Source organism: Marinobacterium sedimentorum (genome assembly GCF_024267675.1).
GTDB classification, from domain to species: domain Bacteria; phylum Pseudomonadota; class Gammaproteobacteria; order Pseudomonadales; family Balneatricaceae; genus Marinobacterium_A; species Marinobacterium_A sedimentorum.
In genome coordinates this window covers 1-21,829 of the sequence record NZ_JALDYX010000021.1, presented here as the reverse complement: position 1 = coordinate 21,829, position 21,829 = coordinate 1, and the positions used below count along the sequence as shown (strand labels likewise).

The following is a 21,829-nucleotide window of genomic DNA, read 5'->3' as shown; positions in this document are numbered from 1 at the left end:
CAATGAACATTCAGCAAGCGATCGCCAAGGTGGTCGACCATCTGGACCTGAGTCGCATCGAAATGACCGAGGTCATGCAGCAGGTGATGACGGGCCAGTGTACCGAAGCCCAGATCGCGGGTTTCCTGGTGGCACTGCGCATGAAGAGCGAATCCATCGACGAAATTACCGGTGCCGCCCAGGTCATGCGTGACCTGGCAACACCGGTGCACATCAATGCAGCACCCCTGGTGGATATAGTCGGAACCGGTGGCGATGGCGCCAACCTGTTCAATGTTTCCAGTGCCAGCGCTTTTGTCACCGCCGCCGCCGGCGCCAGTGTGGCCAAGCACGGCAATCGGGCGGTGTCGTCCTCCAGCGGCAGCGCTGATCTGCTGGAGGCCTGCGGAGTCGATCTGACCCTGAGCGCCGACCAGGTGGCGCGCTGCGTGGAAGATGTCGGGGTGGGCTTCATGTTCGCACCCAGTCACCACAGTGCCATGAAGTACGCCATAGGGCCGCGGCGTCAGCTTGGCATCCGTACCCTGTTCAATATTCTCGGGCCCATGACCAACCCGGCCGGTGTCAAGCGTCTGCTGATCGGCGTGTTCAGCGACTCCCTCTGTCGCCCCATGGCCGAGGTCATGCGTGAACTGGGGGGCGAGCATGTGATGGTGGTGCATGCCCACGATGGGCTGGATGAAATCAGTCTGGCCACCCATACCCACGTAGCGGAGCTGAAAGACGGCGTGGTGACCGAATACAGCCTGACGCCGGAAGATGTCGGCATCGAGAGCCAGAGCCTGATCGGGCTTGAGGTCAGCAGCTCGGCGGATTCGCTGCGCCTGATCATGGATGCCTTCAGGGCCGGCACCAGCACCGCGGCACGCAAGGCCAGCAGCATTATCGCCCTGAACGCCGGAGCGGCCATCTACCTGTCCGGTGTGGCGGCAACCCTGGCGGACGGTGTCGCCCTGGCACGCAAACAGCTGGAAAGCGGTGCGGCGCTGGAAAAAATGGAGCAGCTGGCCGCCTTCAGTCAACAACTGGCGCAGGAGCAGGCATGAGCAACGATACGCCCACGGTTTTGAAGAAAATACTGGCGCGCAAGGCGGAGGAAGTCAGCGAGCGTTCGGCGAAGGTGTCTATTGCCGATCTCAAGGCGCGAATCGCCGCTCAGGCGGGTTCCGCCACCGACCCCCGTGGTTTTGTCGACAGCATTGCGCGCAGCATTGCCGCCGGCCGTTCGGCGGTGATCGCCGAGGTAAAGAAAGCCAGCCCGTCCAAGGGGCTGCTGCGTGATCCCTTTGTGCCGGCCGAGATTGCCCGTTCCTATGAGCGCGGTGGCGCCAGCTGCCTGTCGGTCCTGACGGATCTCGATTATTTTCAGGGCTCTGAGGCCTACCTGCAGGAGGCCCGGGCCGCCTGCAGTCTGCCGGTGATCCGCAAGGACTTTATCGTCGATCCCTATCAGGTATATGAAGCCCGCGCCATAGGGGCAGACTGCATCCTGCTGATAGTGGCGGCACTGCAGGATCAGCAGATGGCGGATCTCAATGCGCTGGCGCTGGAGCTGGGCATGGATGTGCTGGTTGAGGTGCATGACAGCGCAGAGCTTGCGCGCTCCCTGGGCCTCGGCAATCGCCTGGTGGGCATCAACAACCGCAATCTGCATACCTTTGAGGTGTCGCTGAACAACACCATCCAATTGCTGGATCAGGTGCCCCCCGATCGTATCGTTGTGACCGAGAGTGCCATTACCGGGCCTGCCGATGTGGCCCTGATGCGAGGGCACGGCGTGCACAGCTTTCTGGTGGGCGAAACCTTTATCCGTGCCGAAGACCCGGGTTTAAAGCTGGCTGAACTGTTTAACTGTTAGGGAATTGCGAAGATGACAATGAGTGCCAAGGTTCAGTGGGCGGGTGATGATCGTTTCAAGGCGACCACCGGCTCCGGATTTGATGTGATGGTGGACCGTGACCTGAAAGAAGGTCCGCGCCCGATGGAGCTGCTGCTGGCCAGCCTTGGTAGCTGCAGCAGCGTCGATGTGATGGCGATCCTGCGCAAGAGCCGCCAGGATGTCACCGCCTGCGTGGTGGAAATTGACGCCGAGCGCGCCGATGCCGTGCCCGCGGTGTTCACCGCCATCCACCTCAAGTTCGTGGTGACGGGGCGCAAGCTCAAGGAAGCCCACGTCAAGCGCGCGGTGCAGTTGTCGGCGGAGCAGTACTGCTCGGTATCGCTGATGCTGGAGAAGGGCGGGGTCAAGATGAGCCACAGCTACGAAATCATCGAGCTCGACGCTTAAGCCTGAGAGAGCCAAGGGGCGCGAGCAGGGGCTGTATAACGCCCCTGGACAGAAGCCGAAGGTGCCGCCTTCGGTTTTTTTGTGGACGGATTGCGCACGATTTTCAATAGGCGTATAATTTCGCGTCCATTTGTACTTCATTAACCTCCTTGCTTTCGCGTGCATACACAGGTTTTCCCTGTTTAAGAGCTCGTCGAAGGCTGTAAAACCGAAAGGAGTTCCAATGCGTCATTATGAAATCGTATTTCTGGTTCACCCGAACCAGAGCGAGCAGGTTCCTGCGATGGTTGAGCGTTACACCGGCGTTATCGAAGGTGCTGACGGCAAGATCCACCGTATGGAAGACTGGGGCCGCCGTCAGCTGGCTTACCCGATCAACAATGCTCACAAAGCACACTACATTCTGATGAACGTAGAATGCAGCCAGGAAGTTCTGGACGAGCTGGAAAACATGTTCCGCTACAACGACGCTGTTCTGCGTAACATGTTCATCCGTCGTAAAGAAGCGATCACTGAAGTTTCTCCGATCAAAGCCGCTGAATCCCGCGAAGAGCGCAAGCCGCGTCGTGAAGATTCCCGGCCGGAAAGGCAGGAAGAGAAACCGGCTGAAGCGACTGAAGAAGCTGCTGCCGAGTAACCCCACCTTTTATCTGATTGAGGAGAAATCCCATGGCTCGTTTTTTCCGTCGCCGCAAGTTCTGCCGTTTCACGGCAGAAGGTGTTAAAGAGATCGATTACAAAGATCTGGAAGTCCTGAAAGGTTACATCACCGAAACAGGCAAGATCGTACCCAGCCGCATCACCGGCACCAAGGCGCGCTACCAGCGTCAGCTGGCGACTGCGATCAAGCGTGCGCGCTTTGTCGCTCTGCTGCCGTACACCGATAGCCACCTGTAAGCCGGGTTAATCGTCATGCGCAAGCTGGCTGAGCTGATAATGCGCGGTCGCTCGCAGGCGATACTGGTGGTGTTTATCGCCACCATGCTGCCGATGATGTACTGGATCAGCGCAGCAGCTGTCGGCCTGGTCACCCTCAGAAGAGGGCCCAGCGACGGTGCCGGACTCCTGGCCTGGAGCTTGCTTCCGGCCGGAGCCTGGGGGCTGGTTGGAGATCCGACCCCCGCTATGGTTATCCTGGGTACTTACGTACTTGCAGTGATACTCAGGCGGACGGTGTCCTGGGGCTACACCCTTGCGGTTCTGATACCCGTGGGTGTACTCGCCGGCATCGCTCTTGAGCAGATGCTGCACGAGGTTCTGGGGCAGTTGGTCGAGGTTGTACAGGAACTGCTGGCACAGTCGCAGGCGACTATGCCGGGTGCCGAACTCGGTGCCGATGGCTGGTATCAGTTGTTTGCCGGCGGCCTCAGTGCCGCCCACGCAGCAATGATGCTGGCCAGCCTGGTGCTGGCACGTTGGTGGCAGTCGGTACTGTACAACCCCGGTGGCTTCCGCGAGGAATTTCACCGGTTGAGGCTGAGCCCGTCACTGGCGCTGTCTGTTATGGCGGTGCTGGTCCTGGGGCCGCAGTTCGGTCTCGTAATGGTGCACTGGTTGCCATTACTGATTTTGCCGCTGGTATTTGCCGGTCTGGCTCTGGTTCACGGCAGCGTGGCCAAACGGAAAGTAGGGGGTACCTGGCTGGTCATGTTTTACATGACGGTCGTGGTGCTGGGCCCTTACCTGATTACGATGCTGGTGTTGCTGGCTGTGATAGACAGCCTGGTCGATATCCGTCGACGCATACCGGCCAAGACTTAGTACTGCAATAACATTTGCAGAACAAAGAGGTTTACGAGATGGAAGTTATTCTGCTCGAAAAAGTTAGCAAGCTGGGTAACCTGGGTGACAAGGTTAACGTTAAAGCCGGTTTCGGCCGTAACTACCTGGTTCCTCAGGGCAAGGCTGTATCTGCCACTGAAAACAACGTAGCGAAGTTCGAAGAACGTCGTGCGGAACTGGAAGCTTCTGCTGCCGCCAAACTGAGCGACGCTCAGGCTCGCGCAGCGCAGCTGAACGAACTGGAACTGTCTGTTGTTGCCAAAGCCGGCGACGAAGGCAAGCTGTTCGGTTCCATCGGTACTCGCGATATCGCTGATGCGATCTCCGGCTCCGGTGTTGTTGTAGCGAAAAGTGAAGTTCGTCTGCCGGAAGGTGCGATCCGCACCACTGGCGAGTTCGAAATCAACTTGCAGCTGCACGCTGAAGTGAACGCGACAATCAAGCTGAACGTTGTCGGCGAATAATTCCGCCTGACAATTTGTCTGCTGAAAAGGCACTGCGTAGAATACTGCGCAGTGCCTTTTTTTATGTACAGGATGTACGGTATGCCGCGGGCGCAAGGATGCGCAAGAGCGGCGATGTACAGGATGATATGCCGCGGGCGCAAGGGCCGTTTTTTGCTCCTGCAAAACGCCGTCCCTGGCGCTCATGCGCGAGAGCGGCGCGTTACCGGTAGACAAACATTCGCTTTCTGCTTGTTGGGTATTCGATGGACTTTTCAGAACTGCACGATGATGATCTGGCCAGTATCAAGCTGCCACCGCACTCCATAGAGGCGGAGCAGTCGGTACTCGGTGGGCTGATGCTGGACAACAGCACCTGGGATACGGTGTCCGAGGTACTGACGGAGGATCTGTTCTACCGTCGGGATCACCGCCTGATCTTCCGCACCATGGAAAAGCTGATCAACGCCAGCCAGCCGGTCGATGTGATAACGGTGCAGGAAGAGCTTGACCGGGTCGGTGAGCTTGAAGCCGGCGGCGGGCTGGACTATCTGGTGACCCTGGCACGCAACACGCCCAGTGCCTCGAACATCCGCGCCTACTCCGAAATCGTGCGCGATCGTGCGCTGCTGCGCCAGATGATCGCGGTGTCCCAGGAAATTTCCGACAGTGCCTTCAATCCCGAGGGAATGCTGCCGGAGGATCTGCTCAACGACGCCGAGCGCAAGATCTTTCAGATTGCCGAGAGCCGGCCGAATCAGGGTGGCCCGGAGCCGGTTAATCCGCTGCTGAAAAAGGCCGTTGAGCGCATCGACATGCTGTTCAATAACGCCGAGGCCATGACCGGGGTCTCCACCGGTTTTGATGATCTGGACGAGAGCACCACAGGTCTGCAGCCATCGGATCTGATCATCGTTGCGGCGCGTCCGTCCATGGGTAAAACCACTTTCGCCATGAACCTGGTGGAAAATGCCCTGATGCTCAGTGGCCGTCCGGTGCTGGTGTTCAGTCTGGAAATGCCCGCCGACCAGCTGGTGACACGTATGCTGTCATCCCTTGGCCGCATCAATCAGACCAAGGTGCGTACCGGCCAGCTGGAAGAGGAAGACTGGCCGCGGCTGACCACGGCGGTCAACATGCTGCGGGACAAGCCGCTCTATATCGACGATACGGCCGGTATCAGTCCCAACGAAATGCGCTCCCGGGCGCGGCGTATCAAGCGCGAGCACGGCGACCTGGCCCTGATCATGATCGACTATCTGCAGTTGATGCAGATCAAGGGCACCAAGATGGAGAGCCGCACCGCGGAGATCTCCGAGATTTCCCGTTCCCTCAAGGCGCTGGCCAAGGAAATGGAATGTCCGGTGGTGGCGCTGTCGCAGCTTAACCGAGCGCTGGAGCAGCGTCCCAACAAGCGCCCGGTGAACTCCGACCTGCGTGAGTCCGGCGCCATCGAGCAGGATGCCGACGTCATCATGTTTATCTACCGTGATGAGGTCTACAACGAGGACAGCGAGCAGAAGGGGATCGCCGAAATCATCATCGGCAAGCAGCGAAACGGCCCCATCGGCACCGCACGGCTGGCCTTTATCGGCAAGTACACCCGTTTCGAGAATCTGGCGCCGCAGCACTACGAAGAGTACGGCGGCTTCGACGGCGGCTGATGCCGGCCGTTGCTCCTGGCCTGGTTGAAAACAGCCCTGTTTCTGCTTGTGAGGTCAGGCGTTTTTTTGCATGCGGTCGCGGAATTTCTGCGGCACGGCCGTGACCTTGCGCTCTTCGTAGTCAAAAAACACCATGCCGGTCTTGGCGTGGGCCACTTCCACTGCGGTTTTCTTGTTGCTCAGCAGATAATAGAAATCACAGCCGTACTTGTTGAAGTCGCTGATGCAGACATCGATCTGCAGCACGTCACCGTGAAAGCCCTCCGCCTTATAGATCACCGCCGAGTCGGTCATGATCATGCCCACTCCTTCGACGTTCAGCTCGCCATAGTTGTACTGTGCCAGAAAGCGTACCCGGGCTTCGTGAATCAGGGAAACGATGGAATCGTTGCTCAGGTGTCCGCCGTAATTGATATCGCTGATGCGTACCGGCATTTCGGTGGTAAAGGTAAAGTGTTGCGGCATCTCAATCTTGATACGTGGCATTGCTGCTCCTGCTCTAAATCCGTTCTGCCAAAGCATAAAGAAAGCGCTGGGTCTGGTCGAGCCTTGCGAGGTGGAGAAGCCCCATGGCGGCGACGGTTTGGTTGCCTGCCCGGTGCCGGCAGACAGAAAAAAGGGGCTTTCGAATTCAGCTTCGAAGGCCCCTTTTTTACAGTGAATGCGAGTAAAAGGTGCTACTGGGCGCTCAGTACCAGCTTGCCATCCTTGAGCGGAATGCTGTCGCCGGGGTTGTGATCCATGCGCACCGAGGCCACCTGTTCGCCGATGCGGTATTCGACATCGTAGCCAACCAGGTCCTTGCGGCTGTCGGTCACGGTGTTGCAGACCCGTTCGGTGGTGGTGTAGGTGTCTTTTTCCTGCAGGTTCTTCTGCACCTGGTTGCCGGCATAGCCACCGGCGGCGACGCCTGCGACGGTCGCCAGTTTCTTGCCGCTACCACCGCCTACCTGCTTGCCCAGCAGACCGCCGACGACGGCACCGACCACTGAGCCGGCAATGCGGTTTTCATCCTTCACCGGGGCCTGGCGCGTCACCACGCGGTCTTCGCAGACTTCGCGCGGTACCTTGGTGGTCTTGTAGGCTTCAGTGACCTTGAGCACCTCGGCTGCGGCGGGAGCCGAGTTCATCATCTGATATCCGGCGAAGCCGCCACCTGCAGTGACGAGGACGGCGCCCAGTACAGTACCTACGAGCATTGATTTGTTCATCTTTATATCTCCTGGGCAAGCGTTTGACTGACTGCCTTTGCGGTCTGAATATCTTTGACTGCGAAGCATAGTCCAAAGCGCCTGTACCTGAGTTGAACGGCCGGGTCAGGCGCGGGCCAGAACCCGCACCATGGCACCGGTCAGGGTGGCCAGGTTCTTACCCGACATGACCATGTGCTGGCATGACCGGGACTTGCGTGCTGTAGTGAATTGGCGCGGGATGCCGTTCGATCAACTCCGATATTCCGACAGTACTTTCACCATGGCACGGGTCAGGGTGGCCAGATCCTCATCCGACATGACATACGGTGGCATCACATAGACCAGCTTGCCGAAGGGTCTGATCCAGATGCCCTGGGCGACGAACTCCCTCTGGATGGCAACAGTGTTGACCGGCGTCTTCATTTCCACCACGCCTATGGCACCCAGGCAGCGTACTTCGGCGACGCTCTCCAGGTGTGCCGCGGGTGCGAGGCCGGCTTTCAGACCCCGTTCGATGCGGGCAACATTGCCCGCCCAGTCGCCCTCCTGCAGTAGCCTCAGGCTGGTGGCTGCCACGGCGCAGGCCAGCGGATTGGCCATGAAGGTCGGGCCGTGCATAAAGCAGCCGGCGCCACCGGCCGAAATGGTTTCGCCGATATCGCTACGGGTCAGGGTGGCGGCCAGGGTCATGTAACCGCCGGTCAGGGCCTTGCCGACACAGAGAATATCGGGGGTAATGCCGGCGTGCTCGCAGGCGAATAGCTTGCCGGTACGGCCAAAGCCGGTGGCCACTTCATCGGCAATCAGCAGCACACCGTACTCATCGCACAGGCTGCGGGCGCGTTTGAGGTATTCCGGGTGATAGAAGCGCATGCCGCCGGCGCCCTGCACTATCGGTTCCAGGATCAGGGCGGCAATATGCGCGTGCTCTTCGGCCAGCAGATTTTCCAGCGCGCTGATGTCGGCGGCGTCCCAGTGGCCGCCGAAGGGGATTTCGGGGCGCGGCGCGAAGAACTGCTGCGACAGCACACCGGTAAATATTTCATGCATGCCGCCCACCGGGTCACACACCGACATGGCGCCAAAGGTATCACCGTGATAGCCGCTGCGAATGGTCAAGAGGCGGTGCTTGGCCGGCAAGCCCCTGGCGTGCCAGTACTGGATGGCCATCTTGATCGCCACTTCCACCGCCACTGAGCCTGAGTCGGCGATAAATACCTTGTCGAGCCCCGCGGGGGTCATCTCCACCAGGCGCCGGGCCAGTTCGATGGCGGGCTCATGGGTGATGCCGCCGAACATCACATGGCTCATGCGATCAATCTGGGCATGGGCCGCGGCATTCAGCTCCGGGTGGCCATAACCGTGAATGACCGACCACCAGGACGCCATGCCGTCGATGAGCTCGCGGCCATCGGCCAGTTCCAGTCGTACACCTTTGGCGGCGACCACGGGGTAGGCCGGTGGCGGGTTGATCATCGACGAGTAGGGATGCCAGATATGCTGCTGATCGAATGCTATCTGTTCAGATGTAATCTGTGGTCTGGGCATGAAAACTCCCTGTGGATAAATAATGAGCGCCATTAGAGCGGGCTTCCACTCTGGGTGCAAGGGCCGGCCTGGCTCTGTCGGTGCTGGCTGAGCGTCAGTCGACGTGGGGCAGGATATCCAGTACCCGGATCTGATCCGCATCGATGCTCCAGCGGATATTCAGGTCATGCAGACGAATACCGTAGATGCGATCGGCCTGCTTTTTCTGATAGGCCGGCCGCGGATCGCAGCGCAGCAGCTCCTCGATCTGGTGACGCAGCGGCTCCTGGCGGCGGCGTTCGTACCGGTTACAGATTTGCTCTGCCTGTTCGCTGAAGCGGACCGGCAGATCCAGCAGCTCGATGCGTTCGGCCAGTTCGAAGGTGGCGCTGTCGATACGGTCCGAGTAGGGCAGGTAGGGCTTGATATCGAACACCGGGGTCTGATCCAGCAGATCGGCGCCGCTGATATCCAGCAATACCCGATCACCTTCAAAGCGGATACCGTCCAGCCGTACCGGCGACAGGCCGATGGGATTGGGTCTAAAGGGCGAGCGGGTGGCGAAAACGCCAATGCGCTGATTACCACCCAAACGTGGCGGGCGCACCGTCGGGCTCCAGCCCTTGTCGACACATTCGCTGAACAGGAACAGCAGCCAGATATGGCTGGCCATTTCGAGCCCGCGCACCGATTCCCGGTTGCCGTAGGGTGGCAGCAGCTCCAGGGTGGCGCCGACCGAGTGCACCAGGCCTGGCTGGCGCGGAATGCCGAACTTTTCCTTGTAGCCGCTGTGGATAAGTCCGATGGGCTGAAATTCTATAGGCTGCATCAGTCGTCATTTGAAGAGTTAAAGCCGGGCAGTATAACAGCCCGTGGGCTAGCAGCCTGTCGGGCTTGGCCGGTCGTAGCGAGGGAAAGTCCGTTTTGAGGCAGTTTTTGTGCTCTTTTGAGGTGAATAGTGGTTCTATTTAACACTTGGAACGCAGTGAAAAGAACCGCTTTAGCGGGGTCGCAGACCGAGGAGCCAGCGACGAGTAAAAAAGAGCAAGCAAAATGACCAAAATCGGCTTTTCCGCACGACTGCATGGATGCAGGAGGTAGGGCGAAGCAGGATGCCCGAGCCGAGTAGATCAGTGTTAAGCCCGACAGGCTGCCGCTCCATCAGTGGCTGAAGGCATCGTAGAGCAGCTTGATGCCGGCCAGCATCAGAAAGCCGTAACACAGATGATAAAACAGGCGCTCGTTGATACGGTGCTGCAGCCAGGCGCCGGTCAGTACGCCCACCGGTGCCAGCACCGCCAGCACGGCAGAGGTGGTCAGCAGGTCGGTATTGAACTGGCCGAGCAGGCTATAGGGAATCAGCTTGATATAGTTGATGGTGGCGAAGAATACGATGGTAGTGCCGATGTAGGCCTGCTTTTCCAGCCGCAGCGGCAGCAGGTAGATGTTCAGCGGCGCGCCGCCGGCATGTACGCTAAAGCTGGTGAACCCGGACAGCGCACCCCAGAAACTGCCACGGGCCAGGCTTTGTTGCTGCGGTTGCTGGCTGCTTTTGCGCAGGTAATAGTTCAACGTAAAACTGATGGCAATGCCGCCGACGATCAGGCGGATGTGATCATCGGTGAGGTAGCGAAAGCTCAGTGCGCCCAGCAGTATGCCAATCAGTGCCGCCGGCAGCAGAATCTTCAGGCTGCGGCGATCGCCCTTGCCGCGGAATTTCCACAGCCCCACCAGATCCATCAGGCAGAGGATCGGCAGCATGATGGCGGCGGCGGTGGTGGGGGGGACGGCGAGCGCCATCAGAGGCACGGCGATCAGGCCAAGGCCACCGCCCAGGCCGCCTTTGGATATACCGACAATCAGCACCGCCGGGATGGCGACCAGATAGAAAAAGGGGTCCTGGATCATGGGCAGGCGAGTCCGTTCGAGGCTGGGCGGGCGCTTATCCTAAGGCGCGGCGCCGGGCCCTGTAAAGAAGCTCGAGTTACGCTGGTCGATCCTTGTGATTATCCTGGGCCTCAGTTGTTTCCTGCGCGATTCATCCTGCGGGGCTATTCTGCTCAGTGCTGTGGCTAAGCCGTTGCGATGTGCGCCGCATCACGATGTTGCAGCGGGGTGATACCGCTCCAGTAGCGGGAAACCTTCTCAGCCTGTTCGGCCAGACGATGGATGTGACTCAGGGCATCCAGCAGCTGTACGGTATCTTCCGGCGACAGGCGCCGTTCCGTGGTGGCCAGCAGAATGGATGACTTGAGGCTCTGATACTGGCGTTCCAGCTGGTGCAGCAGCAGGTGGGCGCTGTCGGCGCCGCGATCAACGCTATCGTCGATTTCGCAGGCATCGATCAGTTTGATGCTGGCTTTCTGGTAGTCGTGCACATCGCGCCTCGTGGCTTCATCGGCGATGACGTCAAAGCGGTCATAGTAGCCCGGCAGCAGGCAGGACAGGCGGCTGATTTCGTTCAGGTAGCGCACCACGCGCAGCGCCGTGGGCAGAATGCCGCTGACCTCGGCGCTGATATCGTTTTCGGCGATACGCTGGCAAAAAGCACCGATCTTGCCGACCAGCTGATCCACACCCTGCTGCTGGGCGCGCAAGCGGTTGTTGTTGTAGCCATCGCTGGAATTGATGGCCTCACGGGCCATGCGCGAACAGATCTGATCGAGGCGTGTCATTTCCTTGGCCATGGCTTCGATGGCCAGGGACGGCATCTGTACCAGGGTATCGTCCAGGTAGCGGGTGCGCCCCTCGTCTTCTTCCTGGGTGCAGAAGCGGCGTTCGAGAATGGCCACCAGTCGATCGGTCAGTGGCCATAGCAGCGCTACCCCGGTGAGGTTGAATATGGAATGAAACAGTGCCAGCAGCAGCACCAGGTCGAAACGTGCGGCATCGATGCTGTTGAGCCAAGGCGCCAGTAGCAGTAACAGTATCAGCCCCACGAGTCCGGTCAGCAGGTTGAACAGCACATGGGCGGCAGCAATACGCTTGGCATTGGAGGTCGCCCCTATCACCGCGAGTATGGCGGTGGAAGTGGTGCCGACGTTGGCGCCGATCACCATGGCGGCGGCGGCGGCCAGTGGAATGGAGCCGGAGGCGGTGAGGGACAGGGTGACGGCCAGTGCTGCGGCAGAGGACTGCATCAGCAGAGTCAGCACGAAGCCGGTCACGACAAACAGCATCAGGCTCAGGCCGCTGCTGCCCAGGGACGACAGGTCCATGTGCTGTTCAAAGCCGGCAAAGGCGCCCTTGAGAAAATCCAGCCCGATAAAAAACACCCCGAAGCCCGCCAGGGCAAGGCCGATGTGTGTCAGTCGGCCACCGCGCCCAGCCAGTCGCAGCAGCATGCCGCCACCGATCAGTGGCAGTGCCAGGGCGCTGATCTTGATCTTGAAGCCGATCAGGGCGATCAGCCAGCCGACCATGGTGGTGCCGATGTTGCAGCCGTAGATGACCGACACCGACTGCGCCAGGGTGAGCAGACCGGCATTGACGAAGCCGATGGTGGCGATGGTAACGACGCTGGAAGACTGCACCATGGCGGTGATCAGTGTGCCGGAAACGAGCCCGCGCAGCCGTGAGCGGGTGCCGGTGCGCAGAATCTGCTTGAGTGACGGGCCCGCGGCCTTGCGCAGCCCCTGGGTCATAAGGTGCATGCCCAGCAAGAATAATCCGATACCGCCGAAAAGGTCTCCAAATAGGGTGAATTGCATGCATAGCCTCCTTACTGACTGAGGCTCGGTGTCTTCCAATCAGGCGACCGAGGTACATTAAAGCGTAGGCGTGCTTTGGTCGTTGATTCAAACAGATTTTCGAATCTTCAGTGTTCGCCCGGGGAGGGTGTGCGCGCCAGCACCCAGATATCTACCCGCCGTATGCCGGATTTTTTCAGCAGGCGGCTGATTTCGCTCACCGTGGTGCCGGTAGTCATGACATCGTCGATCAGGGCAACATGGTCATAGGCCGGGTCATGCCAGTTGAAGGCGCCCCTGAGGTTGCGCCGCCGGGCCTCGCCCTTGAGTTCCATCTGGTGCGCCGTTTCCCGGGGCTTGGCCAGGTTGTGCAGATCGGTGGGTATTCCGAGCTGCCGGCCCAGGCGCCCGGCCAGCAACGCGGCCTGATTGTAGCCGCGTCGACGCAGCCTTGATGGCGCCAGGGGGATGGGTATCAGCACCTGTGGCAGGGCGCCGGTGTAGTCCTGCAGAGCGCAGGCAAGGCTGTCCGCCAGCCAGCCCAGGTGCCCGGTCTGGCCCTGGTACTTGATCAGTGGTATCAGCTGGCTGAGGGGAAAGCGATAGGCAAAGGCGGCGAAAGTGTGGTCAAAGGGCGGTGGCCGCTTCTGACAGCGGCCACAGATCAGGCCGTCGGTGCCCTCAAGTGGCAAAGCGCAGCGGTGACAGGCCGGCGCAATGCGGGGCATGTCCGCAAGACAGCGATGGCAAAGACCGGCGCGGGTCTGTGGATGTAGCAGGCACAGGTTGCAATTCTGGTTAAAAAATAACCTTCGGTTTACTGTCATTTCATGCATTGGTTGACAGATCCTTCTGTCCGTTTATTATGGCTGCCTAGGAGGCTGTCCGAGAATGCTGGCCGTAGCGAGAGCCGTCTGATTTAAACTTGTTTTTTGCGGTGTTTTAAGGCGAATAGTGGTCCTATTTAACGAGAAACAGCACAAAAAGCAGCCAAACTCAGGTGGTTCGCAGTAGGTTAAGCGTTGTCGGACAGCCTCCTGTACTTCGCGTGGCGCCCGTTTGCGCCTGACAGAATTTTTGATAGGGATTCGCCAAGATGCAAGCCAAGGCCGCTGTTCGTCACGACTGGACCCAGCAGGAAGTTCGCGCACTTTTCGAACTGCCGTTCAATGATCTGCTGTTTCAGGCCCAGACGGTGCACCGCCAGCATTTCAATCCCAATGAAGTGCAGGTCAGTACTCTGCTGTCGATCAAGACCGGCGCCTGCCCGGAAGACTGCAAGTATTGCCCGCAAAGCGGCCATTACAACACCGGACTGGAAAAAGAACGTCTGATGCAGGTCGACAAGGTGCTGGAGAAGGCCCGTGCCGCCAAGGCAGCCGGCTCCACCCGTTTCTGCATGGGTGCTGCCTGGAAGCATCCGGCCGAAAAGGACATGCCCTATGTGACCGAGATGGTGCGCGAGGTCAAGAAACTGGGACTTGAAACCTGCATGACCCTGGGCATGCTGGATGAAGACAAGGCCGGGCGCCTGGCCGAAGCGGGGCTGGATTACTACAACCACAACCTCGATACCTCGCCTGAATATTACGACAAGATCATTACCACCCGCACCTATCAGGATCGCCTGGATACGCTGCACCATGTACGCGAATCCGGCATGAAGGTGTGCAGCGGCGGTATCCTGGGCATGGGCGAAACGGCCACAGACCGTATCGGCCTGCTGAGCCAGCTGGCGAATCTGCCGCACCACCCCGAGTCCGTGCCTATCAACATGCTGGTCAAGGTCAAGGGAACGCCGCTGGAAAACGCCGAGGATCTGGATCACCTCGACTTTATCCGTACCATCGCGGTCGCCCGCATCATGATGCCCGAGTCCCATGTGCGCCTGTCCGCCGGGCGTGAGAGCATGAGCGACGAAATGCAGGCCATGACCTTCTTTGCCGGCGCCAACTCGATCTTTTACGGCGAATGCCTGCTGACCACGCCGAACCCGGATACCAATAGCGACCTGCAGCTGTTCAAGCGCCTGGGCATCAATCCGGAGCAGCGGATTTCCGAATCCGACGAAACGCAGCAGGAACAGCTGATGCAGCAGGTGCAGACCAATCAGGACAGCCCGCGCTTCTACCCCGCCTGATATCCCTCGCCCGCCCCGTGGCTCCGTGTCTGTTACAGGCCGGAACCGCGGGGGTTTAGCTGGAGTGACCCATGTCCTTCGATCAGTTGCAGGCCGAGCTGGATCAGCGTGAACGTGACGCCCTGTACCGCCGCCGCCGCGTGCTCGACAGCGCCCAGGGGCCCGAGGTGCAGGTCGATGGCAAGCGCTATCTGGCGTTCTGCTCCAACGACTATCTTGGCCTGGCCAATCATCCCGAGGTGGTTCGCGCCTTGCAGCAGGGCGCCAATCGCTACGGTGTTGGTGGTGGTGCTTCCCATCTTGTGAACGGCCATGGCCGTGCCCACCATGCGCTGGAAGAAGCCCTGGCCGAATTCACCGGTCGTGAGCGGGTGCTGCTGTTCTCCACCGGCTACATGGCCAACCTTGGCGCCATCAATGGCCTGCTGGGAAAAACCGATGCAATCTTTCAGGACCGCCTTAATCATGCATCCCTGCTGGATGCGGGCCTGCTGAGTGGCGCGCGCTTTCAGCGTTATCTGCACAATGATGTCGCCAGCCTGGAACAGCGCCTGGCCAAAACCACCGGCCGGCGCAAGCTGGTGGTGACTGATGGCGTCTTCAGCATGGACGGCGACCTGGCGCCGCTGCCGGCGCTGGCGTCTGCCGCCAAGGCAGAGGGAGCCTGGTTGATGGTGGACGACGCCCACGGTTTTGGCTGTATCGGCCGCGGCGGGCGGGGCATCGTTGATCACTTTGACCTGTGCCAGGACCAGGTGCAGGTACTGGTCGGAACCCTTGGCAAGGCGTTCGGCACTTCCGGGGCCTTCGTGGCCGGCTCCAGCGCTCTGATCGAAACCCTGATCCAGTTTGCCCGAACCTATATTTATACCACCAGCATGCCGCCTGCCGTGGCCTGTGCCTCTCTTGCGAGCCTGCGCCTGCTGGAGACCGAAGACTGGCGCCGTGAGCATCTGAACGCGCTGATTGCACGCTTTCGCAGTGGTTGCCAGCAGCTGGGCCTTAACCTGATGGCATCCCCTACACCGATCCAGCCCATCCTGATCGGCGAGGCCGATGCGGCCATGGCCATCAGCGCGGCGCTGGAAGCACGGGGCATCTTTGTCGGTGCCATACGCCCGCCTACAGTGCCGGCCGGCAGTGCCCGTTTGCGTGTCACCCTCAGTGCCGGTCACAGCGAGGCCCAGGTGGATGAGCTGCTCGAGGCGCTCGGACAGGTGATCGGTGAGCAGGGGAATGGCTCTGCGGCGGGCGGAGCGCCCGGGACATGAGTCTGCATATCGAATACAGCCCCCGAACCGGGCGGCCGCTGCTGCTGTTGCTGCATGGCTGGGGCCTGCACAGCGGTGTCTGGCAGCCCGTACTGCCGGCGCTGCAGCAATATTTTGATACGGTGCTGGTGGACTTGCCGGGCCTTGGGCGCTCCGCTGCGCTGGCAGGGCCCGTCAGCCTCGAAGCGGTGGCTGCTGACATTCTGCAACAGGTGCCCGCAGGCGCCATCTGGCTGGGCTGGTCCCTGGGCGGGCTGGTGGCGGCAGAGGCTGCACGCCAGGCACCTGAGCGTGTGAGCGGCCTGGTCACCGTGGCCTCCAACCCCTGTTTTGTCGCACGCGACGACTGGGCCTGTGGCATGGCCGCCGAGACTTTTGACGGCTTTGTCAGTGCGCTGGCGACCGACCCAGACCGCACCCTGGCCAGCTTTGCACTGCTGCAAAGCCGCGGCGAGGCGGCGCGTGAAACCCTGCGGGCGCTCAAGTCGCTGCTGGCTGAGCATGAGCCAGCCGCGGTGGCCGAGAATCTGATGCTGCTGGCCGCGGATAGTCGCGCCACCCTGAGCGGGCTTGCGCTACCTACGCTGCATATCTTTGGCGACGCGGACCAGCTGGTCCCGGCGGCCATAGTGGCGCATATGCCGGCGCTGCAACCCGGCGCCCGGTTGCGCCTTTACGAGGGTGCCGGGCATCTGCCGTTTTACGCTGCCCCGGCGCGCTTTGTTGCGGACCTGGTTGAGTTCGCAGGTGACGGCCTGTGAACGCGGCGGCCCTGCTCAACAAGCACCGTATCGCCGATTCCTTCAGTCGCGCGGCCCTGACCTATGACGCGGCGGCCGAACTGCAGCGCCAGATCGGTCACCAGCTGCTGGAGAGCCTGCCTGACACCCGGCCCGACAGGGTACTGGATCTGGGCTCGGGTACCGGCTATTTCACGCCCCTGCTGCGCCAGCGCTACGGCGCCAGCAACCTGCTGAGCCTGGACCTGGCCCAGGGCATGCTGGCCTATGCGCGTCAGCACCGGCCGGATGCCAATGCCGCCTGGATCTGTGGTGATGCCGAGGCGCTGCCGCTAGCTGGCGACAGTCTGGATCTGATCTTTTCCAGCCTGGCGATTCAGTGGTGCGAACAGCCCGCGCGGCTGTTTGCAGAGGTCGCGCGGGTATTGCGACCGGGCGGGCGCTTCATGGTGGCAACCCTGGGGCCCGATACCCTGCATGAGCTGCGTGACGCCTGGGCGGCGGTGGATAGCGACATGCACGTTAACCGCTTTCTGGCACGCGAGCCGTTGCTGGCCAGTGTGCCGGCGAATCTGCAGCTGCGGGCTTTCAGCACGGAAAACCGCGTGCTGCGCTATTCCCAGCTGCGCCAGCTGACGTCCGAACTCAAGGGCATAGGGGCGCACAACATGAACCAGGGCCAGCCAACGGGCCTTACCGGCAAAGCCCGGGTACAGGGGTTCCGGGCGGCCTACGAGCAGCACCGTGACGCCCAGGGGCTGCTGCCGGCGACCTACCAGGTTTATTATCTGCACCTGCAAAAAGACTGATAAGCAAACGGGCTGCGCCCGTGCTGAACGGATTTCACCGACATGGCCAAGCACAATTTCTTTATTGCCGGCACCGATACCGATGCCGGCAAGACCCTGGTGTCCACCGGGATTCTGGTGGCCGCCAACCGGCTGGGGCTGCAGACCATCGGCCTCAAGCCGATTGCGGCCGGCTGCGAACCGACGCCCGAGGGGCTGCGCAACGATGATGCGCTCAGGCTGCAACAGGCCGCCTCGATCAAGCTGGGGTATGACGCGGTCAATCCCATTGCCCTGCCGGCGGCCGTTGCGCCCCATATAGCCGCGACCCAGGCGGGGCGTAGCCTGTCGGCGGATCGTATCGCCGCGCTTTGCCGTGGCGCCATGCTGCAGCGCGCCGATCTGCTGCTGATCGAGGGGGCGGGTGGTTGGCGGGTACCGCTGAACGGGCGGGAAATGCTGTCCCGGGTGCCGCAGCTGCTGGAAACGCCGGTGATCCTGGTCATCGGCATGAAGCTGGGGTGCATCAATCATGCGCTGCTGAGCGCTGAAGCCATAGTGCGTGATGGCCTGCAGATTGCCGCCTGGGTGGCGAATCGAATCGACCCTGAAATGTCCTGTTATGACGAGAATATCGCGACCCTGAGGGGTCTGTTCCAGGCCCCGCTGCTTGGGGAAGTGCCGTACCTGTCGAACCCGACTGCCGAGGCGGTGGCCGACTGCCTGGACCTGTCGGCGCTGCTGGCCTAGGAGCCTGTCGGGCTTAGCCGATCGTAGCGAGGGGAAGACCGTTTTGAGTCAGTTTTTGAGCTCTTTTGCGGCGATAAATCGGCAGGATTGCCGATTTACACAGCGATAGCTGCCCACGGGGCAAGCTACAGGGATGTAGCTTGTGAAAAGTGGTTCTATTTAACAAGGAAGAGGTCAAAAAATGGCCAAAATCGGCTTTTCCGCACGACTGCATGGATGCAGGAGGTAGGGCGAAGCAGGATGCCCGAGCCGAGTAGATCAGTGTTAAGTCCGACAGGCTCCGAGGGTCCGGTCTGAGGGAATGGACGCCTGACTGGCCCGACGGCCCGGTGAGCACTTTACCGGACAGCCTCCTAGCCTGCGCCGGGTTGAATCTGCGCGAACATTACCTCGGCCCGCACATTTACGCCCAGCTCCGGCCGGACAGAAACCAGGTATGGATAGCCCCGATTCCCTTGGCGTCAATCATGCCGCGCTCCTGTAGCGAAAATTGATCGCCCAGCCCGCGCCTAGTTGCATCCGTGAGCTGGATTTTCCCCGCTACGCCATGGGACTCCATCCTGCTGGCGGTATTGACGGCGTCTCCCCACAGGTCGTAGATGAACTTGCGTTTGCCTATGACGCCCGCCACCACGGGGCCACTGTGGATACCAATACGCAGTTGCAATCGATATTGATGGCGATTGTTGAATTCCGCCAGAACATCCAGCATATCCAGTGCCGCGTGCGCCGTCCGTGCTGCATGGTCGGGGACGACGACGGGCAACCCTGCGGCGGCCATATAGGTATCGCCTATGGTCTTGATTTTCTCGAGGCCGCGGCAGTCGGTGACAGCATCGAATGCGGTAAAGAGTTCGTTCAGCATGGTCACCAGTCGCTCGGGACTCATGCCCGCCGAAAAACGGGTGAAATCCACGATATCGGCGAACAGCACTGACACTTCGTGAAAACTGTCGGCGATTAAATCAGGAGCGTTCAGGTCGGGCTGATCGGACCGGGTCTTGAGGCGGTCGACAATGGCAGAGGGCAGTATATTGAGCAGTAGCTGTTCCGACACCGCCCTGGCTTTTTCCGTGGCAGCTTGAAGTCTTTGCAATTCCTTGTTCTTCCTTGCAATCTCGGCCTCGGCGCGCTTCTTCTCGGTAATGTCCCGGCCCTCGGGGAGCAGGAAAACGACCTTGCCGTTGTGATCCTTTACCGGCAACAGCGAAAAGTCGACGGTGATCTTTTCCCGGCCTGCGTCACTGCCATAGACGTCGAAGTCCTGGCGCACGAACTCCCCAAGGCCCGCTCGATGGATCAGGTTGCGCAACTGAGTGCGAGATACTTCCGAGATCGCCCACCATCGGGCTTCCCAAAACGGCTTTCCCCGTACCTCTTCCAGCTGGATACCCGCGCCCTCCAGCGCTGCCCGGTTGATCTCCAGCATGATGCCGTTGGCATCGAGCAGACCCACGAACTGATACATGGAATCCAGCACGATACGAGCCAGCTTCTCGCGTTGCGTCTGAGGGGCGTCCGTGGCGACGAGCGATACCGCGCCCACGCGAACGACCGGGGAGGCTGCAAACAGCTGATCGGGAAATGGTGGCATACGCAGTCCCTCAATGATCCGCGAACTTTCGCCTGGTTTCGCTCGGCCGTTCGCCGAACGCCTTGCGGTACTCCTGGCTGAAACGACCTGTATGGCCGAAGCCCCAACTCAGGGCGATCTCGGTGACCGAGCGGCTCTCGCCCGGTTCCTCCAGGGCGGCTTTCACTTTCCGTAACCGGACAGTGCGCAAATATTCCATCGGGCCCTGGTGGCGGAAGTCATGAAAGCCGCTATGCAGCGTCCTGACGCTGACGCCGGCGTATTCAGCCAACTGTGCCGGCGTCAAGGGTTCATCGGCATGGGCCTCGATATATTCCTCGACCTTTTTCACATGGCGCGGTGCAAGGCAGCGGTCACTGTCATGGAGTTCGTCGAAATAGTTGTGGGGCTGGACCGACAGCAGGGTGCTGATGATCAGCTGTTCGAGCTGCCCGGCGATCAGCGGTTGACTGGGTGCATCGGGGGATTCCTTCAACAGCCGGGCCAGATAGACAATCAGGTTGCTCCAGTTCGGATCGTTCAGCCACTGCAGTGCACCCTTGAAGCAAAGTGGGCTACGTAACGGATGTCCCAGGTGCTGACTGCAGGCGAGCTCCAGCGCTTTGCGCTCGATGCGCAGCATCAGCTGGTCGCAGTCCGCGCTCCAGCGCATGCTGAGCTCGGCGGTGGGATTAAGGATCGACGCCACCGTCGAAAAAGAGCTTACAGACTCTTTTTCCATCTGAATCTCGGCGCGACCACTGAGCGGCATCTGGATCAGGTAGAACTGCTCCAGCCGCTCGGGATCAATTTGCACCTCGGCGCCGTATCTCAGGCGGTTGAATGACACCTGGCCCAAGGATACCGAGTGCATGCGGGCGTCCAGAGCACCGGTTGTCTTCAGCCGGTGGGGTTTGAACACTTCGGAGACGCGCTCTTGTGTTTCGTCGGGCTCGCGGGAGCTGAACACCAGTCGTTGGCTGTCATCCAGCAGGGCGCGTCGCAGCCAGGTTGGCAATTGGTTGTCTGCTGACATGTTTTTCTTTTTATCGTTATGGACCGTCGGACATGCCGGCGGCCTATGTACAGGGATGTACTTTACCGGGCCGTGCCACTGCAGAACCGGTTCTGCCGTCGTCCATAGCGGTAATCCTGCGAGTGCACGGACGCACAGGAGCAGGTTTTTTACGCTCATCCAGCATTTATAGCACGTTCCTTGATCTGGATACTTGCAATTATTTTTCCTGCGCTGATCGGATAGTGGCCGCGCTTTCCGGAGCGTCAGCCCGCATGTGCACCTCTAGGATGAATTCTCCGATACCAAGAACAACATCAGGAGGCGAGCATGGGCACATCCATCGAGATCATGGCAAAGGATGGCAGCGGATCTTTTAACGGTTATCTGGCGCTACCCGCATCGGGCAGCGGGCCTGGTATCGTGCTGCTGCAGGAGATCTTCGGCATCAACGATACCATCCGCGGGATCGCTGACTACTACGCCGAGGAGGGCTATGTGGTGCTGGCCCCGGATCTGTTCTGGCGTCAGGAACCCGGTGTTGAGCTGGGCTACGGTCCCAACGACTGGCAGAAAGCCTTCGGTTTCTACCAGGGCTTCGACCAGGATCTTGGTATCGAGGATATCGATGCAGCCGTCGACGTGCTGCGAGCGCGTCCGGAGTGCAGCGGCCAGGTTGGCGCTTTGGGCTTCTGTCTCGGCGCGCGGCTCGCCTATCTCAGCGCCTGTCGCTGTGATGTTGATGTGGCTGTCGGCTACTACGGCATGGGTATCCAGGATCACCTCGAGGAGGCGGCCAATATCAAGGGCCGGCTGGTGCTGCACTTCGCCGAAAACGACGAGTACTGCCCGACTGAGCACCGCGAGCAGATTCATGCCGCGCTGGAAGGGCAGGACAATGTCGAGCTCTATCTCTATCCCGGTGTCGATCACGCCTTCGCCCGCGCAGGTTCTGAGCATTATCACA

At 60.3% G+C, this 21,829-nt stretch carries 23 protein-coding genes; 14 read left to right on the top strand and 9 right to left on the bottom strand.

Annotated elements, in window-relative coordinates; all coding sequences use genetic code 11:
• Positions 1–2: 2 nt before the first annotated feature.
• The 8 genes from trpD (at position 3) to dnaB (ending at position 6,176) form a co-directional block, all read left to right on the top strand.
• On the top strand, positions 3–1,046 hold the full coding sequence (trpD, locus tag MRS74_RS16195; protein WP_254581316.1) for an anthranilate phosphoribosyltransferase: 1,044 nt from the start codon (positions 3–5) through the stop codon (positions 1,044–1,046).
• Positions 1,043–1,858, top strand: a complete 816-nt coding sequence (gene trpC, locus MRS74_RS16190) for an indole-3-glycerol phosphate synthase TrpC (protein WP_254581315.1) — start codon at positions 1,043–1,045, stop codon at positions 1,856–1,858. The genes trpD and trpC overlap by 4 nt, the downstream gene beginning before the upstream one ends.
• A gap of 18 nt (positions 1,859–1,876) precedes the next feature.
• A complete protein-coding gene (locus MRS74_RS16185) occupies positions 1,877–2,287 on the top strand; it encodes an OsmC family protein (protein ID WP_438362343.1) in 411 nt (136 codons plus the stop codon).
• Between the two features lie 223 nt (positions 2,288–2,510).
• Positions 2,511–2,924 carry a 30S ribosomal protein S6 gene (gene rpsF / locus MRS74_RS16180; RefSeq protein WP_067298873.1) on the top strand — a complete coding sequence of 138 codons (414 nt, stop codon included), beginning with the start codon at positions 2,511–2,513 and terminating at the stop codon, positions 2,922–2,924.
• Between the two features lie 32 nt (positions 2,925–2,956).
• Complete coding sequence (gene rpsR / locus MRS74_RS16175; protein WP_020681675.1) at positions 2,957–3,184, top strand: 30S ribosomal protein S18; 228 nt, start codon at positions 2,957–2,959, stop codon at positions 3,182–3,184.
• Between the two features lie 15 nt (positions 3,185–3,199).
• Positions 3,200–4,048 (top strand): YybS family protein, encoded by an 849-nt coding sequence (locus MRS74_RS16170; protein WP_254581313.1) that lies wholly within the window; start codon positions 3,200–3,202, stop codon positions 4,046–4,048.
• 38 nt (positions 4,049–4,086) lie between these two features.
• Positions 4,087–4,533, top strand: a complete 447-nt coding sequence (gene rplI / locus MRS74_RS16165) for a 50S ribosomal protein L9 (protein WP_254581312.1) — start codon at positions 4,087–4,089, stop codon at positions 4,531–4,533.
• A gap of 245 nt (positions 4,534–4,778) precedes the next feature.
• A complete protein-coding gene (gene dnaB / locus MRS74_RS16160; RefSeq protein ID WP_254581311.1) occupies positions 4,779–6,176 on the top strand; it encodes a replicative DNA helicase in 1,398 nt (465 codons plus the stop codon).
• 54 nt (positions 6,177–6,230) lie between these two features.
• Here dnaB and MRS74_RS16155 read toward each other — a convergent pair whose 3' ends face one another.
• The 7 genes from MRS74_RS16155 to MRS74_RS16125 form a co-directional block, all read right to left on the bottom strand.
• Positions 6,231–6,662 (bottom strand): acyl-CoA thioesterase, encoded by a 432-nt coding sequence (locus tag MRS74_RS16155; protein WP_254581310.1) that lies wholly within the window; start codon positions 6,660–6,662, stop codon positions 6,231–6,233.
• A gap of 191 nt (positions 6,663–6,853) precedes the next feature.
• On the bottom strand, positions 6,854–7,387 hold the full coding sequence (locus tag MRS74_RS16150; RefSeq protein WP_254581309.1) for a glycine zipper 2TM domain-containing protein: 534 nt from the start codon (positions 7,385–7,387) through the stop codon (positions 6,854–6,856).
• Between the two features lie 231 nt (positions 7,388–7,618).
• Positions 7,619–8,917: an adenosylmethionine--8-amino-7-oxononanoate transaminase gene (gene bioA / locus MRS74_RS16145; protein ID WP_254581308.1), complete on the bottom strand. Its 1,299-nt coding sequence runs from the start codon at positions 8,915–8,917 to the stop codon at positions 7,619–7,621.
• Positions 8,918–9,011: 94 nt separating this feature from the next.
• Positions 9,012–9,725, bottom strand: a complete 714-nt coding sequence (gene tsaA, locus MRS74_RS16140) for a tRNA (N6-threonylcarbamoyladenosine(37)-N6)-methyltransferase TrmO (RefSeq protein ID WP_254581307.1) — start codon at positions 9,723–9,725, stop codon at positions 9,012–9,014.
• 332 nt (positions 9,726–10,057) lie between these two features.
• Positions 10,058–10,804, bottom strand: coding sequence for a sulfite exporter TauE/SafE family protein (locus MRS74_RS16135; RefSeq protein ID WP_254581306.1), 747 nt, complete (start codon positions 10,802–10,804; stop codon positions 10,058–10,060).
• Between the two features lie 164 nt (positions 10,805–10,968).
• Positions 10,969–12,606: a Na/Pi cotransporter family protein gene (locus tag MRS74_RS16130; protein ID WP_254581305.1), complete on the bottom strand. Its 1,638-nt coding sequence runs from the start codon at positions 12,604–12,606 to the stop codon at positions 10,969–10,971.
• A 107-nt stretch (positions 12,607–12,713) separates the two neighbouring features.
• The gene (locus MRS74_RS16125) at positions 12,714–13,412 is read right to left on the bottom strand and encodes a ComFC family protein (protein ID WP_254581367.1); all 699 of its coding nucleotides are present in this window, start codon (positions 13,410–13,412) and stop codon (positions 12,714–12,716) included.
• A 269-nt stretch (positions 13,413–13,681) separates the two neighbouring features.
• Between MRS74_RS16125 and bioB the strand changes: the two genes are divergently transcribed.
• The 5 genes from bioB (at position 13,682) to bioD (ending at position 18,274) form a co-directional block, all read left to right on the top strand.
• The gene (gene bioB, locus MRS74_RS16120; protein ID WP_254581304.1) at positions 13,682–14,725 is read left to right on the top strand and encodes a biotin synthase BioB; all 1,044 of its coding nucleotides are present in this window, start codon (positions 13,682–13,684) and stop codon (positions 14,723–14,725) included.
• A gap of 71 nt (positions 14,726–14,796) precedes the next feature.
• On the top strand, positions 14,797–15,996 hold the full coding sequence (gene bioF / locus MRS74_RS16115; protein ID WP_254581303.1) for an 8-amino-7-oxononanoate synthase: 1,200 nt from the start codon (positions 14,797–14,799) through the stop codon (positions 15,994–15,996).
• The gene (bioH, locus tag MRS74_RS16110) at positions 15,993–16,757 is read left to right on the top strand and encodes a pimeloyl-ACP methyl ester esterase BioH (protein ID WP_254581302.1); all 765 of its coding nucleotides are present in this window, start codon (positions 15,993–15,995) and stop codon (positions 16,755–16,757) included. Before bioF ends, bioH begins: the two co-directional genes overlap by 4 nt.
• Positions 16,754–17,545, top strand: a complete 792-nt coding sequence (bioC, locus tag MRS74_RS16105; RefSeq protein WP_254581301.1) for a malonyl-ACP O-methyltransferase BioC — start codon at positions 16,754–16,756, stop codon at positions 17,543–17,545. The genes bioH and bioC overlap by 4 nt, the downstream gene beginning before the upstream one ends.
• 42 nt (positions 17,546–17,587) lie before the next feature.
• Positions 17,588–18,274 carry a dethiobiotin synthase gene (bioD, locus tag MRS74_RS16100; RefSeq protein WP_254581300.1) on the top strand — a complete coding sequence of 229 codons (687 nt, stop codon included), beginning with the start codon at positions 17,588–17,590 and terminating at the stop codon, positions 18,272–18,274.
• Positions 18,275–18,677: 403 nt separating this feature from the next.
• Here bioD and MRS74_RS16095 read toward each other — a convergent pair whose 3' ends face one another.
• Together MRS74_RS16095 and MRS74_RS16090 are read right to left on the bottom strand one after the other, a co-directional pair.
• On the bottom strand, positions 18,678–19,868 hold the full coding sequence (locus MRS74_RS16095; RefSeq protein WP_254581299.1) for an adenylate/guanylate cyclase domain-containing protein: 1,191 nt from the start codon (positions 19,866–19,868) through the stop codon (positions 18,678–18,680).
• 10 nt (positions 19,869–19,878) lie between these two features.
• Entirely contained in the window at positions 19,879–20,883 is a 1,005-nt protein-coding gene (locus MRS74_RS16090) for an AraC family transcriptional regulator (RefSeq protein ID WP_254581298.1), read from the bottom strand.
• A 309-nt stretch (positions 20,884–21,192) separates the two neighbouring features.
• Here MRS74_RS16090 and MRS74_RS16085 point away from each other — a divergent pair.
• Positions 21,193–21,829 (top strand): dienelactone hydrolase family protein (locus tag MRS74_RS16085; RefSeq protein WP_254581297.1); only part of this gene is annotated, 637 nt, incomplete at its 3' end.